Raw genomic sequence first — 17,658 nt, forward strand, 5'->3', positions numbered from 1 at the left:
GCGCCTGTGGTTGAAAAACCACGCCGGGGTTTTCGGGCGCGCCGAGGGACCGGAGCAGAATTCGTCATGCGCATCCTCTTTTTTTCGCATTACTTTCCGCCGGAAGTGAACGCCCCTGCCTCACGCACTTTCGAGCATTGCAGGCTTTGGGCGCAAGCAGGGCATGATGTGACCGTCGTCACCTGCGCGCCAAATCACCCAAGAGGCAAAATATATCCCGGCTACAAAAACAAGCTTTTCGACCTCGAGATGCTCGAGGGCGTGCAAATCGCGCGCGTGTGGACTTTCCCTGCCGCGAACGAAGGGTTCTTGCTTAGGATCCTGAACTATCTCTCGTATATGATTTTCGCGACTCTTGCAGTTGTCCGGCTCGAACGGCCGGACGTCATCATATCCACGTCTCCTCAATTATTTTGCGGGCTGACGGGGCTTCTCGTCAAAGCGATCCGCGGGGCGCCGTGGGTTCTCGAAATCCGCGATCTTTGGCCTGAGAGCATCGTCACGGTCGGAGCTATGCGTAAAGGGGGCGCGATCCGATTTCTGGAGTGGCTGGGGTCGCTCGCCTACCGCAGTGCCGATCATATTGTATCCGTTACCGATTCATTCGTTATGCATATCGCCGCGCGCGGTGGCGCCGGCAAAATCGACGTTATCAAGAACGGCGCCGACCTCGAGTTCTTCAAGCTTGGCGCGGGAAACAAGCAGTTTAAGGAAAAGCTCGGGTTCGAAGGACGTTTCGTCGCCGCCTATGTCGGCACGCACGGAATGGCGCATGCGCTTGAGACAGTCCTCGACGCAGCCGAGCGGCTTTCGAATGATCGTCGCATCGGTTTTCTGATGGTAGGCGACGGCGCAGAGCGAGCGCGTCTCCTCGCCCGCGCGGAGACAATGAAGCTCGAGAACCTGCGCATAGTTGGGCAACTCCCGAAAACCGATATGCCCACCGTGTGGGCCGCGACGGACGTAAGTCTCATCCTTCTCAAGCACAGCGACCTTTTCAAGTCCGTCGTTCCTTCGAAAATGTTCGAGGCGATGGCGATGGGGCGTCCGATCGTGCTCGGCGTGAAGGGCGAGGCTTGCGCAATGCTAGAGGAAGCGGGCGCGGGAATCGCGATTACGCCCGAGAGCGCCGAGGAACTGGCCGCGGCGGTCGTAAAGCTCGCCGACGACCCAGAGCTTGCCGCAAGGCTCGGCCGCCAGGGCAGCGATTATGTGCGCGAGCATTACGACCGAACAAAACTTGCCCGAAATTACCTCGATCTTCTCGAAAGCGTCATTGCGAAATCAAGGATCCGAAAGCAGGAGGCAGGTTCGATCGAGGACGCCGCGTCGCGATGAATGGCGCGAAGGCTTTTGCGCGGGTCAGTCGCGCCTTCCATTTTGGCAGGCATATGCCGCTCGGAAAACTCCTGCGGCGTCTCGAGCTCAATGCAAAACGCGCCCTGCGCGATCGAGCGTCCTTCGACTCCAAAGCGGGGTCCGTCCGTCGCTCCGTCGCTCCGCCGCTTCCGCTGTTCGCTGCGCGGATCCAACTTGGCCCCAGCGGGGTCGACGGCTTTTGCTTTGTCTTTCTCAACCGCAGCGTTGCCATGCCTCGTACCGGCATTGACTGGACGGCGCCGGGGTCTGGAGCCGAGCATCAGCTCTGGCGCATGAATCTCCATTACATGGAGTATCTGGAGTGCGTCGATGATTGTTCATGGGTCGCGCTCGTCGAGAACTGGATCGCATCCAATCCGAGCGGTCGATCCGGCGCTTGGCGCGATAGTTGGAACAGCTACGCGCTGTCATTGCGCATTGTCGTCTGGCTGCAGCAGCTAGCGCGGCGCGCGGCGTGCATCGGGGAAGCTCCGCGTGAAGCGATAGAGGCAAGCGCGGCCGCTCAGCTCCGCTTTCTCGAAAATAATCTCGAAATTGATCTTGGCGGCAATCACTTGATCAAGAACATCAAGGCGCTGCTGTGGGCGTCGGCCTATTTCGCCGGACCCGAGGCCGCGCGCTGGCGCGCCAAAGGCCTACAGCTGCTCGAAAAAGAGCTTCCCGCCCAGATTCTTTCTGACGGCATGCACTACGAGCGCTCGGCGTCCTATCACTGTCAGGTTATCGCCGACTTGCTCGAATGTCGTCATGCGCTCGGCGCAGATCCTTTGGGCGGCGCGTTGGACGACGCGCTCGCGCGCATGGCCCAGGTTGTGGCCGATCTTGCGCATCCGGATGGCCATGTCGCGCTCTTCAACGACGCCGGGTTGAACATGGCCTATCAACCCGGAGAATGCCTCGACATCTTCGAGCGTATGTACAGCCGGCGACCCGTCCCCCGCGCGGTTTTCGCCCTGTCGTGGGCCGGCTATTTCGGATTCAGAAGCGGCGACGATCTTTTCGTGGCCGATTGCGGTCGCATCGCCCCCGACGATCTTCCCGCGCACGGCCACGGTGACGTGCTCTCCTTCGAGTGGTCTGTCGCCGGCAAGCGAATCATTGTCGATCAGGGCGTGTTCGAATATATCGCGGGCGAACGCCGTCAGGCCTCGCGTTCCGCGGCCAATCACAATACGCTCTGTCCCGAGGGCGCCGACCAAGCTGACTTTTTCGCGGCTTTTCGTTGCGGGCGACGGCCGAACGTCGAAGTGCGTTGCTGGGAACCCGGCGCGGAGGGGTTCGTTCTCGAAGGCGCGCACGACGGCTTCGCGCATCTCAAGGGCAGCCCGCGTCATGTGCGCCGTTTTGAGGTCTCCAGCAACGAAATCCTGATCCACGATCGAGTCGAGGGATCGACCGATCGGCGCGCGCGGATAAGCTTCCTTCTCCATCCCTCGGTGCAGGCGAAGAAGACCGCGGAAGGGTTCGAGCTGCGAAGGGAAGGAGTTCGAGTCGCCCTCGTCGCTACTTTCGAATTCGACGCCGAAGCGGCTGTCTGGTGGCCGGACATGGGCCGCGAACAGGCGACCCTGCGCATGGTCGGTTATGTGCCGCAGGAGGAAAACGGGGGGAGCGTGTCGTTGAGAGTGATTTCCAGAGGGGACGCAACCGAATGAAGCAGGTTGAGCAGAATTATCGCTCCGGTGAGCTTAAGGTCGTGGATACTCCCGCGCCGCGCCTGAACGATGGCGCGTTGCTGGTCGCGACGCGCGTATCGCTTATCAGTTCCGGTAATGAGAAGCAGCTCATGGACATCGCGAAGGCATCGCTCGCCGGCAAGGCGATGGCGCGCCCGGACTTAGTGCGCCGCGTCATTCGCAACGTCCAACGCGACGGCCTGCGGCCAACCATGGAAAAGGTCATCGCCAAGCTCGATACGCCAATCCCATTGGGATACAGCCTCGCAGGAGAAGTCCTCGCGGTTGGTCGACGTGTCGGTGGATTCGCTGTTGGCGATCGGATCGCCTGCGCGGGATCGGGCCTTGCCAATCACGCCGAGATCAATTCGGTCCCCAAGAACTTGACTGTACGAATCCCCGACGGCGTCAGCGACGAGGACGCCAGCTTTGTCACGCTCGGCGCCATTGCGCTGCAGGGCGTGCGCCAGGTGGCTCCGACATTGGGAGAAAAGATCGTCGTGATGGGGCTGGGCCTCATCGGGCTGCTCACAGTCCAACTGCTGAAGGCCAATGGCTGCCGCGTGCTGGGCTTCGATCCTAACGCCGAACGCGCGAAGCTTGCAAAGGAACTCGGCGCTGACGTTGCCGTTTGTGAAGGACTTGCCGCAGTCGCCTCTGGGTTCACCGAGGGCCAGGGCGCCGACGCTGTCATCGTCGTCGCCTCCACCCAGTCGAGCGAACCCGTCAATGTCGCCGCGGAAATCAGCCGGCTGAAGGGGCGCATCGTCATTGTCGGTCTTGTCGGGATGAATCTCGATCGCGAAGCCTTTTACAAAAGAGAACTCGATCTCAAGCTCTCGATGTCCTATGGACCGGGCCGCCACGATCCGTCGTACGAGATAGCAGGCCACGACTACCCTCTGCCTTATGTGCGCTGGACCGAGCAGCGCAATATGGCGGCTTTTCTGTCCCTTGTCGCCGACGGCAAGGTCACGCCGGCGCGGCTCGTCACGCATCGCTTCGCCATCGGCGACGCCGAGGAGGCCTACCGCCTCATGGAGCGCGGCGAACCGCATCTCGCCATGCTGCTGACCTACGCGAACGCGAGCCCCGAACATCCAGAGCGCCGCATCGCGCTCGCGCCGCAGCAGGACGAAATCGATCCATCGACAGTGGCGTTCATCGGGTTTGGCAATTACGCAAAGGGGGTGCTGTTGCCGGCGTTGCGCAAGATCGCAGGTGTGAAGCTTGCGACGGTCGTTACCTCAACTGGACTGAGCGCCAGACATGCCGGCGAGAAATTCGGCTTTGCGACGATCGCGACCGAATCCGAGGCGGCGATCGAGAATTCCTCGGTTGGCGCCGTTTTCATCGCTACGCGGCACGATACGCACGCTCCTCTCGCGGCTGCCGCGTTGAACGCCGGAAAACATGTGTTCTGCGAAAAGCCGCTGGCTCTCGACGACAGCGGGCTTGACGAGGTTCTTGCCGCCGCCGCTTCGAGGAAAGTGTTGACGGTCGGTTTCAACAGACGTTTCGCGCCATCACTGGTTTCGGCGAAGGCGGCGCTGGAGCCGCGTCCAGGACCGCTCGTGATGATCTATCGCGTTAACGCCGGCGCGATACCGGCGGATAGCTGGGTGCAACGCGACGAAGGCGGCGGGCGCATCGTCGGCGAAATATGTCATTTCGTCGACGCGTTGACTTGGCTGTGCGGCAGCCTCCCCATAGAGGTCGCCGCCGTCGCCGCTCGCGGACATGACGACGCCGTGTCGATTCTCGTCAAATTTGTCGATGGCTCGACAGGAGCGATCGTCTATTCGTCGCTCGGCGACGCTGCGGTGGCGAAGGAATATATCGAGATATTCGCAGCCGGGATCATCGTTCAGCTCGACGATTTTTGCAGCCTAGCCGTCACGCGCGACGGCAGGCGCAAGACGCAGAAGAGCGCACAGGACAAAGGCCAAACGGCGCTGGTCGCCGCCTTCATGGATGCGGCGAAGGGCGGCCAAGAGCCGCCGATACCCCTCATTGAGCTGGAGGCGGTGACGCGCGCCACCTTCGCGATCGAGGAGGCGATCCGCACGGGCGCGGTCGTGGAGATCAAAATGTTGCGAAACTAACTGAAGCGCGCCGTCCAACCAGGTCGGTGCGCTTCGAGCGAATAAGATCTGAGCTCGCAACACGCAACGTCCCGGCGCACACCCAATTCAAATGGAGGTAGTCGAAATGACCGGCTCTGTGGCGCAATGGATCGACCGGACATTCTACCCGTCCTTCGCCCATAATTGGGATGATGCGCTGCTGCGCGAGCGTATCCTCGCGCGATTGTCGCCGGAACAGTGCATTCTCGACCTCGGTGCGGGTGGCGGTGTTGTCACGCAGATGAATTTTCGCGGCCTCGTCACGAAGACCTGCGGCGTCGATCTTGACCCACGCGTGTGCGAAAATCCGATGCTGGACGAGGGGCGCGTCGCCGACGCCGGTAGGGTTCCTTATGGTGACTCGATGTTCGATATCGTATTCGCCGACAACGTGCTCGAACATCTCGACGAACCCGCGCAGGTGTTCGCGGAGGTGCGCCGGGTTCTGAAGCCCGGCGGCCGGTTCTTGTTCAAGACACCGAACCGCACGCATTACATGCCGCTAATTGCTCAATGCACGCCTCATTGGTTTCATGGCTTTATCAATCGATTACGCGGGCGTTCGGTCATCGACACGTTCCCGACGCGATATCGCACCAACGACGTGGCGACCCTGCGGCGTTTGGCCAGCGAGACCTGCTTCGATGTCGAGCGCATCGAGTTGATCGAAGGCCGACCTGAATATCTGCGCATGCTGTGGCCGGCGTATCTCGTCGGCCTTGTTTATGAGCGGCTGGTCAATTCGACCGAAATCCTTGCGATGTTCCGTGTCCTTTGCATTGGCGAATTCAAGAAGCCTGCGTGATCTGGCGCGCCGCCGGTAGATCGCAATACCGGCGAGGAGGCGCTTCCACGGTAAGCGTAGCGAGCCGGAGGCGCTCGTCTCGAACCACATTTGCAATCGCAGAAATGCGCGACAGTCGGCGCGCATTCGTCGATCGGCGCGCGACGCTTGCGGCCGGTGTCGACGCCGACGCCCTCGCAGGGGCGCTCGCGCATCTCGATCTCGCCCAGCGTGAGGCCGTAGCGATCGAGCAGCTCGGCCACTTTGCGCGCCGAGGCCAGCGCTTCCTGCTCGGTGCAGCCTTGCTCGACCGTCTTGGCGCGCAACGCCTGTATGCGTTGCAGAACGCGTGCGAGTTCGGCGTCGGCCTCGCTGTCGGTCGACTTCGGCCGGCGCGCCGCGAGCAATCGGCGCCGCAGCTCCTCGAATAGCGTGCGGACTTCAGCATGTGCGCCCTCATGCGCGACGGCGCGCTCGACGTCCGCCGTGCGCGCAGCGGCTGCGCCTCCTGGCAATCGGCTGGCGGATCAAGCGAAATCCCACGGATCGATTACCGACGCCCCGGTGTCGTCGAAGTCCGCGGTATTGCGCGTGACGACGATGAGATCGTGAACGATCGCGGTCGCCGCGATCAGTCCGTCCACATCGCTGCGCGGCCGGATCGCGGCGATCCGGCCCCATTCGACGGCGATCTGATCGGTGATCGGCAGGATGCGGTCGGAATGGTCGCTCCGCAGCTTACGAAGCCATTCGGCGAGATGGCCGGCGGCTTTGGGGTTAGACTTCTGCTTCAGCGCGATTCCACGCATGATTTCTCCCAGCGTGAGGACGCTGAGATGGACCCCGAGCGGATCGACGGAGCGCAGCCACGCTATCGCCCTTGGGGAGCCCCGCCGAGCATCGCAGACAACGTTGGTGTCGACCAGATACATCACAAGGGCGAGCTGCGGCTGGGCGTCTTGGCGCGCCGGACGATCGCCTCGGCGAACTCGTCGTCCCAGCTCGGGCCGGCGAGCAGATCGTCGACCAGCGACGGCTTGCCGGCGCGCAACGCGTCATAATCGCGCGCAGACAGCACGACCGCCGCGCGTTCGCCGCGCAAAGTTACGGTCTGCGGGCCTTCCTCGCGCGCCTTTTGCACCACTTTGGAGAACTGGTTCTTGGCGTCTTGCAGCGACCATTCCATGCGCTCGGGTTCCTGGCTAGCCTGTCTAGCTATATAGGACAGCGGCCGGAGACGTCAACGCAGCATTTTTCTGCTGTGAACTCTGTCCGTGTCGACATCCTGATTGGAAGCAATAGCGACACGCTTGCAGCCGGAGCCGACCGGACAGGTGCAATCGCTGCGGATCGTCGTCTTTCCCGCGGCCGAGCGCTCGACCACGATCGCATGCATATAGGGCGAGCGCTCATTGCCTTGCACCTTCGCCGAGATCGAGCCGCCGCCAATGGCGTATTGAAGCACGCGCCGCTGCTGGCGATAGATCCGGCCCGCTCCGAACGCATTCCGCCCGACATGCAACGTCGTTCTCGTCGTAGGTCATCGGCTCGGCCGGTTCGCAGGGACGCACGCAGAAAAGGGCGAGCGCCGCAGCGCGCGCCGCTCGCGTCGCCGATTTTGCGAGGCGGGCGCGAGAACACAATTGCGACCCGTCCCAGCGGCGTCTTAGGCACAAGGAAGGCGGCGAGCGGCGTCGACGGTCGCGCGCGGCTCCGGCGTCGCGTCTGTTCGACGCTCGCTCACGCCTTCTCTTTCGCCTTCATCTTCATCTTCAATTTCACAGTCACTTTGTTCCGTCCCTCCTTCTCGAGCATCTCCTGCTCGGCGAGCGCGCGGAACATTTCGATCTCTTCGCGCGCGCCCGGCGCCGAGACGCCCTTGGCGCCGTCGTAGCGCAGATGCGACAGATCGGCGGCGATGGTCACCTTGTCGATCGCCGTCTTCAGATTGGTGAGATAGATCAGCTTCGTGTAGCGCGTGCTCTCGCTCGTGCGCTCGTCGCTCGCGTGCCCGGTGATCTCTTCGACCCAGGCCGTGTTGAGGCCCGCCGTGTTCTTGAGCTCCGTCGTGACATTGTGCCGGAACGCCAGCGCCTCGAAAGTGTTGCGGGCCGAGCGCGTATTGTTCGGCATGTCCGCCTTCCACTCCTTCAGCGTCGTCTTGCTCTCGACGAAATCCTCCCAGGCGGCGAAGAACGGCTTTTCCGGCGCGGGGGCGGGAGCCGCCACGGGCTGCGGCGCCGGCTGCGCTGGCGCGGCCACATGTCGGGGCACGGGCTCGATCGCGCCGGTCTCGATGGCGAGCGTCTCGTCGAACAGGCTGACGAAGCCGCGCAGCGCCTCAGCGCTCGGCTGCAAATGCGGCGATTGCGCCGACTTGTCGCGCTTCCTCGACGATCCGACGCGCAAAGAATTCATCTTGCGCGCCGCTGAAGCGGCCCGATCGCATCTCGAACAGACGGACATCGACGCCAAGACCTTGGCCAGGGGAGGCCCTACAGCCTCGTCTGCACGAAGAACCGCGCCAGCTCTGGCCACGCTGGCGTCGTCGCATTCCACCCTCTTTCGAGATCGCCGCGCCGCCGCGCCCGGATGTCCGGCCATGCTGGCGACCTCGCTCTCACCAAACGATCATCCCGGCGCCGACGTGCTCGCCTTGTATCGCTTGCGATGGCAGATCGAGCTCGCCTTCGAGAGATTGAAGAGCCTGCTGTGGCTCGACTGCTTGCCGGCCAAGACCGAAAAGGGCGGGCGCAGCTGAATATACGCCCATCTGATCCTCGCCATCCTCACCGACGAATGCAGCCAGGACCTCCTGGACTCTTCCCCCCGAAGACCTGCTCGCGGCGCATTACGCGCCGTCGATCTGGCGCGCGCAAAAGCTCGTCATCGGGATACTGCGCGCCGCGATCCTCGGTCGCCTCACGCTCGACGCCTTGCTCGCCGCTTCCCCGAGATTCCACCACCTCCTCGCAGAACCCCGAAGAAAACGAAAATTGCAGTTCAAATACCCCGTCAGGCCATTATCCTAGCGCCTATGGGGATGACCGTGTCCGGTCCGAGCTGGATGATCTCGGACGAGATGAGGCCGCTGGTGAGCGAAACGAGAGGTATCCAGAACTCCAGCTCGCCGCCGGCCTTGGGGTTTTCGGAGCGGGCGCCTCTCCGAAACACGTCTTGACCGAAGACGAGGTCCAGCTATGCTCTATCGAAGGGCTCGCGCTCGTTCGTGCCTGCGGGGATCTCGATATAGATGCCGCCTGTGATGGCCGTATCGATCCAGCCCGCTCTTTGCGCCGTCGCGAGCAGCGTCGTGATCTGGCCGACGCGTTTGTTCACGGTCGGCGTCTTCAGGCCCGTCGTGAAAAGGTGGTCGCGGAAGGCGATGATGTGCGCACGCGTGATCTCGCCTATGTCGCGCACGCGAGCGCGCTTCTGAAAATCATCGATCGCAAGCTCTTTCTCGTCGGCTCCATGCCGGGTCGTTTTCTTGTTGGCCTGCTGACGATCGCTCTTCCATTGCTCGAAACAGTCGCGATGTCGATGCCGAGCGAGATGGCGCGTTGCTCGCGGAGCTGCTCCGCCGCCTTTCGCCACCTGCCTTTGATGGTGTCGGGAAGCGGGGCCTCTTCCATCTGGCCGCCCTCGCGATCGAAAAAGACCGCGAGATATTCGAGTTCCGCATGCAGACACGCACCCATGAAGCGCTCGAAATAGGGTAGGATTTCGACAACGACGGTGTCGTCACAGGATAAGAGCGATTCAGCGATCCCTAGGCATTTCCTGATGTCTCGAAAAATGGCCTGATTCAAAATGCAGGCTAGGACCGACTCAAACACCGCGCCTTCCGAGATAAGAGCGACTCAATGCGATCTGGGTCGACAGCAGCCTCCCAGGAGCGGGCGGCCCGCCCGGTTACGATGGCTTCGCTTTCAGAAGATGGCGCGTTTTAGGGCGGATGAGGCACGATTTTTCCCCGAGCCCGGCTTTGCGTTCAGGATGCCGGTAACATGTATGTTCCTCAGGATTTTCGTCTTCCTATTGCTGATGAGATTGGGGTTTTTGACGAGGTGCGTCGCTATCAGCCACTCCTCAAGGAAGTCGATAGAGCGCAGAGGCTTGCCGTTCGTGGGTCGCTTCCGGAGCTTTCCAGTTGGCGTGACCATCGGAAGCAGGAACATGACCGGGTTGCCCTTCCTGTGGGGCATATCATTGTATTTCGCGATGTTTGAAGGGTTCATCGCCTCTCCGATGAGAGGCGTGGCGCATGCTTGGCCCGCATAAAAGGGCGTGATTCCCTTGCCGGCCCGCATCGCGAAGACATAGCAGCCGCGGGCGCTCGAAAGCCCCATCCGCTTCTTTTCGGCCTCTTCTCGAAGGTCGACGAAGGACTGCTTGCTGATCAGATTCTTGGGGCCATGCCTAGTGATGACAAATGAGCCAAGGACGTCGAAATTCAAAGCCGTTCTCTTTAGCAGTTCTTGGCCAGAATCGAATTTAACCGGGATGCTTTCAGTGTCGCGGACTAAGCGGAGGCCTTCGGCGCAATGGCGCAGGCTTCTTCTAGGAACCGGTGGCAGGCCGCGTCGCCGCCTCCCGCGCGGGGATCGGGAATTGGCCAGTGTGTTTGCACAGATGGCCTTCGCCGGTGTTGCCGTCAAGGCAGAAACGCGGGTCGTGATGGACCCGGCTGTGCCCCGCCCGGAGCGACGCCGGCGCGCGTGGGCCGGAGAACCTGACAAGATAGAAGCGACTCAATTTAATGACATGGATTCAAATAGTTGAAAAAATTCTGGTAGGAAAAGAGCGACTCAAAATGTAATTTGGCAGGATAGGAGCGATTCAATTTGGGAGGACTCCTCCGACGTTTTTCCCAAGCTGGAAGGGGGGCGATAGGCTGGCTGTGCGTGCTCGCAGCAGACCGCGGGTCGATCTCGTAGCGATCACGACGATGTTCGGCGGCGCGTCGGGTCTGCCGTGTTCGACCATTTGGCGGCATAGGAAATGTATAACGTCGACGACTGTGAACTCGCCGTCCTTGACGTGGGCGTCGATGAGTATACCGCTGTCCGCATCGGAAACGATGAGGGAGCCGATGGACTCTATCCCGCCGACAGGCGGGTACAAGATGTCAACGCTCCACGTTGCTCCATTATGAACGTGACGCGTCGCGGCGTCGCTCGCGCTGCTCATCGCTTCTCGCCATGTTGAGGTAGATGTCCGATCGCCGCTTCCACGGACGCGCGAGGCCAAACAAGATTCTTGTTGCGGCTGACGTACGTGACGGGTTCGATGCTAGCCGCCGCAAGTTTGGTGCGAACGTCGATGTATTTCCACCCGCATCGATGGGCGATTTCGTTGGTGAGGATGTACTCGCGACGAAAGGCATCGACTGCCGTCCAGTCCAGCTTGTATTGGGTGGAGCCGTTGGTCGACAGGAGGCCTGATTTTATGAAGCCGGAGATTGCCCCTTTTGTGGAGTTTAGATACGCGGCGGCCTCGTGGACGTACATGCGTCCGCGTTCTTTTCCGTCGTGGATGGTCGTCGTAGCAGTTAGGAATGGAGTGAGTTCTGACGAGTCTACGATGTAGAGGGAGGCAGTCAGAGCGGAATTGCTCGGCGAGGGCTTGGCGACTACGCGGAGGCGCCCGTCGATGATCGCTTGCAAGATGCCATACCAATGAGGCCGAGCCACGGCGCCCCGTTTGACAGCCTTGGATAGGAGCGTCGCATTCTTTACTTCGAGAACGGAGGAGGCTTTGGACGTTATCGTGTCGATAAATGCATCTGCGCTTGTACGGGAATAGCATATGCCACCTGCGAAGTCCGCCACAGGGCGAGAATGCCGACGGATGAGGCCATTCTGCACCAGATCGTCGAGGGCGATCGAATCAACCCCGAGCCGCATCCGGAGCTGTCGTGCGCTGTAGAGGTCTTGACGCTGATCGACGATGGCGGCGATCTCGTTGCGGTCGACGAGAATGATAGACAAACGAGCTAGGGAGTTCCGCTCGGACCATATGAGACCACTCTTAGCCCAACGCGAAATCAAGCGAACGTTGAGATCAAACTCCGCGGCGGCGCGTCCGATGTTGACGATGGCTCCGTCCGGACGTTGCTCGGCTCGGCGGAGAATGACGCCGGACTTAGCCATGTTTTCGTTGATCAGGTCATGAAGCGCATGCTTGAGAGCGGGTGCGAGATAGGCATCGCGGGCGAGTCCCATGATCGGTCCGAGTTCCTTGTGCTTGCCCCAAAATCCGACACGTTGCTCGGATCTTGCGCGCATGTCGTCGGCAAGTGCATGGAAAGCGCAAGGCCAATCGAGAATGACGCGACCGGCTTGGGCGAGGACATTCGGTGTAAGCTTGTCGTCGACGGTTCTCACCGGCCGAGTAATCACGCGCGGAGCGCTGGGCTCGGTGGCAATCGCGGAGCCGAGGGCGATCACGAGTTCGAAGATTTCGCCATTGTCTAGATCCAAGCAGCCAAGAGCAGGGGGAACAGCGGACAAGGCACGGTTGTTGTGGCGCCGATCTGGGTGAACGAGATCAACAACGAAGTCGAGCGCATCGGCGTCGGCGGTGTCGATTATGGGCTGGCGATATTCGCGCAGGTCTACGCCGCAGTGCTCGCAATATGCTACGCCGAGCGTCCACCTCCAGCCCAGCCCTTTTCCGCAGGACGGGCACTCCGAGATCAGAACCTCACGGCTTTCTGGACAAAACGAAAAGACGCGCAAATCCCAGATCGCGCGTTGGTGAGATGACACGCACAGGGAGGAGGGCGATACTCGTCGACGCTTGACCTCGCGGTAAATCGAGCGGACCGGCGTGCCGAAGAAGTTTATGAAAGTGCCCTTGGGTCTCCCTTGAATCTCGACCCGGGGATGGCATCGCATTGTGATTTCCGCGGACGCCGTGCGGAGGAGGGAAGCAATCTCCTGTGACTTGCCGATATGCGTTGTCGAGATCGCTTCAGGAACAAGGGTGTGAATGCCGGCGACCTTCAAGGCTGGCGCGATGCGATCGAGCCCGTGCTTTGCGACGTTGCGCGCAAGCAGTCCGACGAGGGACTCACCGGGGATGGGCGGATCGCAGAACGGCAGACTACGGCAAGAATCCTGCGTCTCGGCAAGCTTTGCGAGGATGCTAGCGTGCTGTGCCATGATCGTTCCTTAGGTTCTCTCTTTGATGGTCTTGAGATCCCGGGCGCCGAGCATCCACGGATCATGGTCGGTGATGTCGAGCGACATCGCCCAGTGGCGCGTCGCGAGACTGAGATCCTCGCGGTCGATGGTCTTGGAGCCGCGGCGGATCGCGTATTCGGCAGCGGCCTCCGTCAGGCGTGATACGTCGCCGATGACTCCTTTGGAGACGTCGTAGTAGCAGGCGAGAAAGTCCTCGCGCGTCAGATTCTGCGGCTGCGGGAAGATGCCAGAGTCGTAGTAGTGGCCGCCGAGCGCGAAGACGTATCCCGCGAACAATTCGAGTTCATTGGGGACGGAGATGTCGAGGGGGTCGAGCTTGATCGGCGAGGTGCATCTGCCTGCAAACTGCGGATTATTCTTCGCAGAGATAATCCGACGTGCTTCGTAGGTGCCGATGACGGCAATCGGGCAAACCCCGGCGTCGGCGAGGCGTTTGAGTGTTTCGCTGACCGACCATGCGGTCTTGATCGAGCCGTCGGTGTGGACGAGATGATGGATTTCGTCGAGAGCGAGGAGCTGCACGCCGGCGATTTTGAGCGCTGTTGCCGCAGCGTACATGATTTGCGCGTCCTTGAGGTCATTCATTGGGTCTGCGACGCGCGCGCGGCGCCCGCGTTGGCGTCCGAGCATATCGGCGATCACCTCAATGGGTAGGCCGTTCTCGCCGAGTGCGTGCAGAATGTCGGCGCCGAGCGACTTGACAGTGGCTTTGGCGCTGAGGGTCACGTGCAGCACCGGGTGTGGATTGTGAGCGGGGATATTCTCCTTGACGACGATTTTGGCTCGCCATGCGTCGATGTTCGTGGACTTACCCGAGCCCGATGGTCCAATGATCGGCAAAATTTTCTGCGGCTTTCCGATCGTCTTCCGACCGATCGCACGCAGTCGATCCATACGCTCGAGCGCCTCGGTAAGACGCGGATGCTCGATGAGAAACGACTTTGCGGCTGTGCCGAGCAGGTTCAGTCGTTGTGAAGCGTCCGTCATTATTTCTTCTCCTTGGTTTTGTCGTTGACACCGGTGACCCAGGACAGGCTGCTGATCGCGCTGAGATTGAGTGATGCGAACGCCTCGTTGACTTTGGGGAACGGATCCCGCGAGGCCGTTTCCGGCTCGGGCCTCGGGGGCGTCACCGGACGCGTATCCGGCTTCTTTTTCGGCTTGCCCCCGTTGCTGGATTTCTTGGCGCCGCGGCGGGGGCCCTTCTCAGGGAATCCGCCGTCGTCGCGCGTTTGGAGCGTGACCTGCATCGCGACGTCCGCCGGTCCGAGGCCGTTGGCGGTTGGCGTCGCTGTGACGCGTTCCACGGTGTCTCCGGACAAGGGCTTGGGCGGATGCATGAGGCGACGCTTGTTCCGAATCCATTTGTATTTGGCGTCGCCTGCGGCCCTCTCGATCTCGACGCGTAGCTTGTCTCGCGCGAGCCACTTCTCCTTGTCCGATTGGAAATTCAGGTTTTCTTTCTTGGCGTATTCCCGGATCCTGTCGGCGTCAGCGAACGACAGGGCCTCGGCGAATTTGGAGTCGACGTTCGGCAGTCGGGCGTATGTCCGCGTGCGATCGTTCCACACGTTGATCGCGGCGGCATCGGACGGGTCGTATTTGAGCTTCACGCGCGCCGTGGCGCTGCCGACTCGACGCTTGCGGATAGGCGTATCCACGCCCAACGCGTCGAGCAGTCGCGAGACCTCATCCTTGTCGTGAAATCGCATGCCCCGAAATCGGATGCCTTCACGGGAGAGCATCGCTTCGCCGTAGGCCCCGTACGCGGTCCGGAGTACCGAGAGATCGTCGACAAATGGCCGGCCGCCTTTGTCGCCGGGCGCGTTTTTGGACTCCTGCCACGCGCGCGCCGGCGCCATGCCGATGCCTCTGTGCACACGCATCTGATAGGTGTTGCACAGGAATAAGCGTATGAAGGCGTGCAGGGACTCCAGTTCGACGCAGGCATCCTTCTTCGGGTCGAGATCGAATTTTTTCATAAGATTCGGAGGAAACGGGACTCCTCCTTGGCACTTGTGGAGGAGGCCGCTATTCAGGGTTCCGAAGATTCGCTCGCCGATCGCCTTGTATGGAGGCGTCGCGACCGGCGCCCATTCCACCGAAATCCCGGCGTCCTCGCACGCGTCCTGGAATGACACGCCGACCTGCTCCTTCGCGTTGTCCACGATGATGCAGTTAGGCTTTCCCCACCCGTCATAAGGCTTCAGTCCGGGCTGTTCAGCGAGCCAGTATTGTTTAGGCCGATTACACTCGTACAGTGCGCGCATCGCGGTGTACAATGACGGCGGTTCGAATGTCACCACTATCGCGAGGACCATTCGCGAATGGACGTCGATGGCGGCAGTGATCGTCGGCCGTCCGAGAGGAATTCCTCGCTCGTAATCGAATACCCAAACGTCGGCGATCGTCGAGTCGATCATCACATATTCGAGGATTCGCTCGGCGAAAATTCCCGGGGCCGTTCCGCGGAATCGCTCGCGCGCTTCGCGAGGCGTGGTTTTGGCGGCCCAGTTGTCGTGATTTTCGGCGGCGCGGATATGCGCGCGCGTCGTCTCTTCGTTTGGAGGCGTCAGATCCTTCCAGCCCTCGAACTGGCGGGACGCGCGTCTGTTGGTCTTATCGATAAATTTCACCAGCCACGCGTGCGCTTGACCATAGTCATGCGCGCGTTCGGCATAGTACCATGCAACGGTGCGCGTCATTATCTCGGCGACGCATTGATTCATTTTGGGCTGGCGCGGTACTTTTCCACGCCGGCTGGCGATGGCCGCTGTGGTCTGGCGTCCTTGATTTAGGTATGCGTAGATCGCGCGGCGCAACATCGCTTTTTTGGGCTTGAACTGGATCCCCCGAGCGCGGGCGATTGGCGCGGTTCTCTCGATGAATTGCTCAAGCTTTTTGTCGGATTTCGACGTTGGATTTTCGAGCCATTTTCTGACGTAGAAAATCTTCGCGCGCGCCTCGTCGGAGGCACCGTCCGGAGGAATCTCGGCGATGGGATTCGGCTCGTCCCGCCCGCGCGCGTTGCTATGCGTCGCGACGCGGCGGAATTTTCCGTCGGCGATGAGCTGCCCGATTTCGCGCTCGTCGAGTATCGTCTCTCCGAGCGTATCGTCTCGCACGAAGAGCAGGCGGTCGCCCGCCAGCTCGCGGGCGACGCGGAATCTGCCGCCTGGCATATCGATGATCTCGCCTGTTTTAATTCTCAGGGAAATCATCGCGGCGACCTCTTAGCGTCGCAGGATCTATCGACCAGAGTGACGGTGGCCTCGGCCCACCGGCGCGGCGGAGTATCGAGGTCGACGTGCAGGAGCCGCTGGATGACGAGCGCATGGAGGCGCGCCCATCCGTCGGCTCCGTCGCCCAGCAATTGCGCTAGGTTGCCCATGGTGGCGGGGCCTCGCGCGCTCATGTGCGCGAGGACGTCGAGAGTCTGCTGCGTCGTGACGACCGCCGGCTGGTGCGCGCAGACTCTGCGGGCGTTTCGGAATCTTGGCTCTCGCCGGATTTCGACGTCGGTCAAAATTCGAAATCCCCACCCCAATCCGGCGTACACCTCCTTCGCGAGACCGATTTTCTCAAGGTACTCTTTCTTAAGCACCTCGCAGGCACGCTTGATCTCGACGATCTCGACCGACCCGTCGGCCCGCGTGATCGTAGCGTCCGGGAGATAGATCAGCGGATTCTTGGCGCCGACATCGATCTCCAGCCGGTGCGGTTGCGCCATATAGTTAGCGACGTCGGTATCGGCGTCGCAGACGAAAAAGTGATCGCGCTCAGCGCGGGCCTCCCAAGGCTGCGAGCGACCCGTCTTGCTGGAATGCCATCTGCCGGTAGGAACCGTGCGCCGACCGGTGATGATGAATCTGATCGGGCCGCCCGAATCCGATTCGACTAATCTCGCGGTCCGGCGCAGGAGGTCAGAGATGGGAGCGTCGTCCATCACGCCCACCCCTCGATAATGTCCGAGACGTCGGGATCGATGTCGTCGTCGGCGAGATAAGGGAAGTCGTCGCCAGCGGTATGCGCGATGAAATCGTCGAGTTCCTCGTCCGTGAAGACGGGTCCAAAAAAGCGGTCATCCATCAGTGTTCTCCGGCCATACGGGATCGTTCGCTCGGACTGGTGTCCGGGCGTGGGTTCGCGTTTTTTGGAGGCCGGAAAAAAAGCTCTTGCGATCGCCGCGGGGAGAGACGATCGTCAGGTCGCTGATTCCGTCGACGTCACCACCGTTCGTGATGGGGCAGATGGTGACGTCGATGCCGGCCACGGGCGGTCCTCGCAAGGGGGCCGCCTTTGTCGTATCGGGGGGCTCGCTAGCTCATGTGGATTCCTCCTCCGCTAAATGTCTGACTCCGGAGGACGATCGACGCTAGGTGCCCTGCGAATCACTCGTCGCCGGAGAGGGGCTGGTCATCCATCGGGGGAGATCGGAAGATCCGGAGATTTCTCGCTTTTCGGGCGGGCGGACGTGCGAA

At 61.2% G+C, this 17,658-nt stretch carries 20 protein-coding genes; 5 read left to right on the forward strand and 15 right to left on the reverse strand.

What is annotated here, in order from left to right; translation table 11 throughout:
- The first annotated feature begins 66 nt into the window (after positions 1-66).
- The 4 genes from K369_RS07900 to K369_RS24595 all read left to right on the forward strand — a co-directional run bounded on the left by K369_RS07900 (position 67) and on the right by K369_RS24595 (position 5,987).
- On the forward strand, positions 67-1,338 hold the full coding sequence (locus K369_RS07900) for a glycosyltransferase family 4 protein (protein ID WP_036289719.1): 1,272 nt from the start codon (positions 67-69) through the stop codon (positions 1,336-1,338).
- Positions 1,335-3,035 carry an alginate lyase family protein gene (locus K369_RS07905; RefSeq protein WP_036289720.1) on the forward strand — a complete coding sequence of 567 codons (1,701 nt, stop codon included), beginning with the start codon at positions 1,335-1,337 and terminating at the stop codon, positions 3,033-3,035. Before K369_RS07900 ends, K369_RS07905 begins: the two co-directional genes overlap by 4 nt.
- The gene (locus K369_RS07910) at positions 3,032-5,161 is read left to right on the forward strand and encodes a bi-domain-containing oxidoreductase (protein WP_036289721.1); all 2,130 of its coding nucleotides are present in this window, start codon (positions 3,032-3,034) and stop codon (positions 5,159-5,161) included. The genes K369_RS07905 and K369_RS07910 overlap by 4 nt, the downstream gene beginning before the upstream one ends.
- Before the next feature lie 106 nt (positions 5,162-5,267).
- Positions 5,268-5,987, forward strand: coding sequence for a class I SAM-dependent methyltransferase (locus K369_RS24595; protein ID WP_051949141.1), 720 nt, complete (start codon positions 5,268-5,270; stop codon positions 5,985-5,987).
- Here the strand turns inward: K369_RS24595 and K369_RS28225 are convergent.
- From K369_RS28225 to K369_RS07940, 5 genes are all read right to left on the reverse strand, one after another.
- Entirely contained in the window at positions 5,906-6,481 is a 576-nt protein-coding gene (locus tag K369_RS28225; protein WP_084570574.1) for a DUF2786 domain-containing protein, read from the reverse strand. The genes K369_RS24595 and K369_RS28225 overlap by 82 nt on opposite strands.
- Before the next feature lie 12 nt (positions 6,482-6,493).
- Complete coding sequence (locus K369_RS07925) at positions 6,494-6,898, reverse strand: type II toxin-antitoxin system VapC family toxin (protein ID WP_036289725.1); 405 nt, start codon at positions 6,896-6,898, stop codon at positions 6,494-6,496.
- On the reverse strand, positions 6,898-7,152 hold the full coding sequence (locus K369_RS07930; RefSeq protein WP_036289728.1) for a type II toxin-antitoxin system Phd/YefM family antitoxin: 255 nt from the start codon (positions 7,150-7,152) through the stop codon (positions 6,898-6,900). Before K369_RS07930 ends, K369_RS07925 begins: the two co-directional genes overlap by 1 nt.
- Before the next feature lie 54 nt (positions 7,153-7,206).
- On the reverse strand, positions 7,207-7,488 hold the full coding sequence (locus K369_RS07935; RefSeq protein WP_036289729.1) for an SWIM zinc finger domain-containing protein: 282 nt from the start codon (positions 7,486-7,488) through the stop codon (positions 7,207-7,209).
- A 218-nt stretch (positions 7,489-7,706) separates the two neighbouring features.
- A complete protein-coding gene (locus K369_RS07940; RefSeq protein ID WP_036289731.1) occupies positions 7,707-8,384 on the reverse strand; it encodes a hypothetical protein in 678 nt (225 codons plus the stop codon).
- A gap of 61 nt (positions 8,385-8,445) precedes the next feature.
- On the opposite strand from K369_RS07940, the gene K369_RS27935 reads away from it, so the two are divergent.
- Positions 8,446-8,727 carry a transposase gene (locus K369_RS27935; protein ID WP_371033311.1) on the forward strand — a complete coding sequence of 94 codons (282 nt, stop codon included), beginning with the start codon at positions 8,446-8,448 and terminating at the stop codon, positions 8,725-8,727.
- Between the two features lie 254 nt (positions 8,728-8,981).
- Here K369_RS27935 and K369_RS26360 read toward each other — a convergent pair whose 3' ends face one another.
- The 10 genes from K369_RS26360 to K369_RS26375 form a co-directional block, all read right to left on the reverse strand.
- On the reverse strand, positions 8,982-9,140 hold the full coding sequence (locus K369_RS26360; protein WP_156967794.1) for a hypothetical protein: 159 nt from the start codon (positions 9,138-9,140) through the stop codon (positions 8,982-8,984).
- A 24-nt stretch (positions 9,141-9,164) separates the two neighbouring features.
- Positions 9,165-9,659 carry a phage integrase SAM-like domain-containing protein gene (locus tag K369_RS28230; RefSeq protein WP_371033304.1) on the reverse strand — a complete coding sequence of 165 codons (495 nt, stop codon included), beginning with the start codon at positions 9,657-9,659 and terminating at the stop codon, positions 9,165-9,167.
- A 239-nt stretch (positions 9,660-9,898) separates the two neighbouring features.
- Entirely contained in the window at positions 9,899-10,426 is a 528-nt protein-coding gene (locus K369_RS07960; protein WP_036289737.1) for a hypothetical protein, read from the reverse strand.
- A 382-nt stretch (positions 10,427-10,808) separates the two neighbouring features.
- Positions 10,809-11,159: a hypothetical protein gene (locus K369_RS07965; RefSeq protein WP_036289739.1), complete on the reverse strand. Its 351-nt coding sequence runs from the start codon at positions 11,157-11,159 to the stop codon at positions 10,809-10,811.
- The gene (locus tag K369_RS07970; protein WP_036289741.1) at positions 11,156-13,135 is read right to left on the reverse strand and encodes a hypothetical protein; all 1,980 of its coding nucleotides are present in this window, start codon (positions 13,133-13,135) and stop codon (positions 11,156-11,158) included. Before K369_RS07970 ends, K369_RS07965 begins: the two co-directional genes overlap by 4 nt.
- A 9-nt stretch (positions 13,136-13,144) precedes the next feature.
- Positions 13,145-14,164: a TniB family NTP-binding protein gene (locus tag K369_RS07975; RefSeq protein ID WP_036289743.1), complete on the reverse strand. Its 1,020-nt coding sequence runs from the start codon at positions 14,162-14,164 to the stop codon at positions 13,145-13,147.
- On the reverse strand, positions 14,164-16,398 hold the full coding sequence (locus K369_RS07980) for a DDE-type integrase/transposase/recombinase (protein ID WP_036289746.1): 2,235 nt from the start codon (positions 16,396-16,398) through the stop codon (positions 14,164-14,166). The genes K369_RS07975 and K369_RS07980 overlap by 1 nt, the downstream gene beginning before the upstream one ends.
- Positions 16,395-17,123: a TnsA endonuclease N-terminal domain-containing protein gene (locus tag K369_RS07985; protein WP_036289748.1), complete on the reverse strand. Its 729-nt coding sequence runs from the start codon at positions 17,121-17,123 to the stop codon at positions 16,395-16,397. Before K369_RS07985 ends, K369_RS07980 begins: the two co-directional genes overlap by 4 nt.
- Complete coding sequence (locus K369_RS26370) at positions 17,123-17,266, reverse strand: hypothetical protein (protein ID WP_156967796.1); 144 nt, start codon at positions 17,264-17,266, stop codon at positions 17,123-17,125. Before K369_RS26370 ends, K369_RS07985 begins: the two co-directional genes overlap by 1 nt.
- A complete protein-coding gene (locus K369_RS26375; RefSeq protein WP_156967797.1) occupies positions 17,259-17,450 on the reverse strand; it encodes a hypothetical protein in 192 nt (63 codons plus the stop codon). The genes K369_RS26370 and K369_RS26375 overlap by 8 nt, the downstream gene beginning before the upstream one ends.
- Between the last annotated feature and the right edge of the window lie 208 nt (positions 17,451-17,658).

The organism is Methylosinus sp. PW1 (assembly GCF_000745215.1).
GTDB lineage: Bacteria > Pseudomonadota > Alphaproteobacteria > Rhizobiales > Beijerinckiaceae > Methylosinus.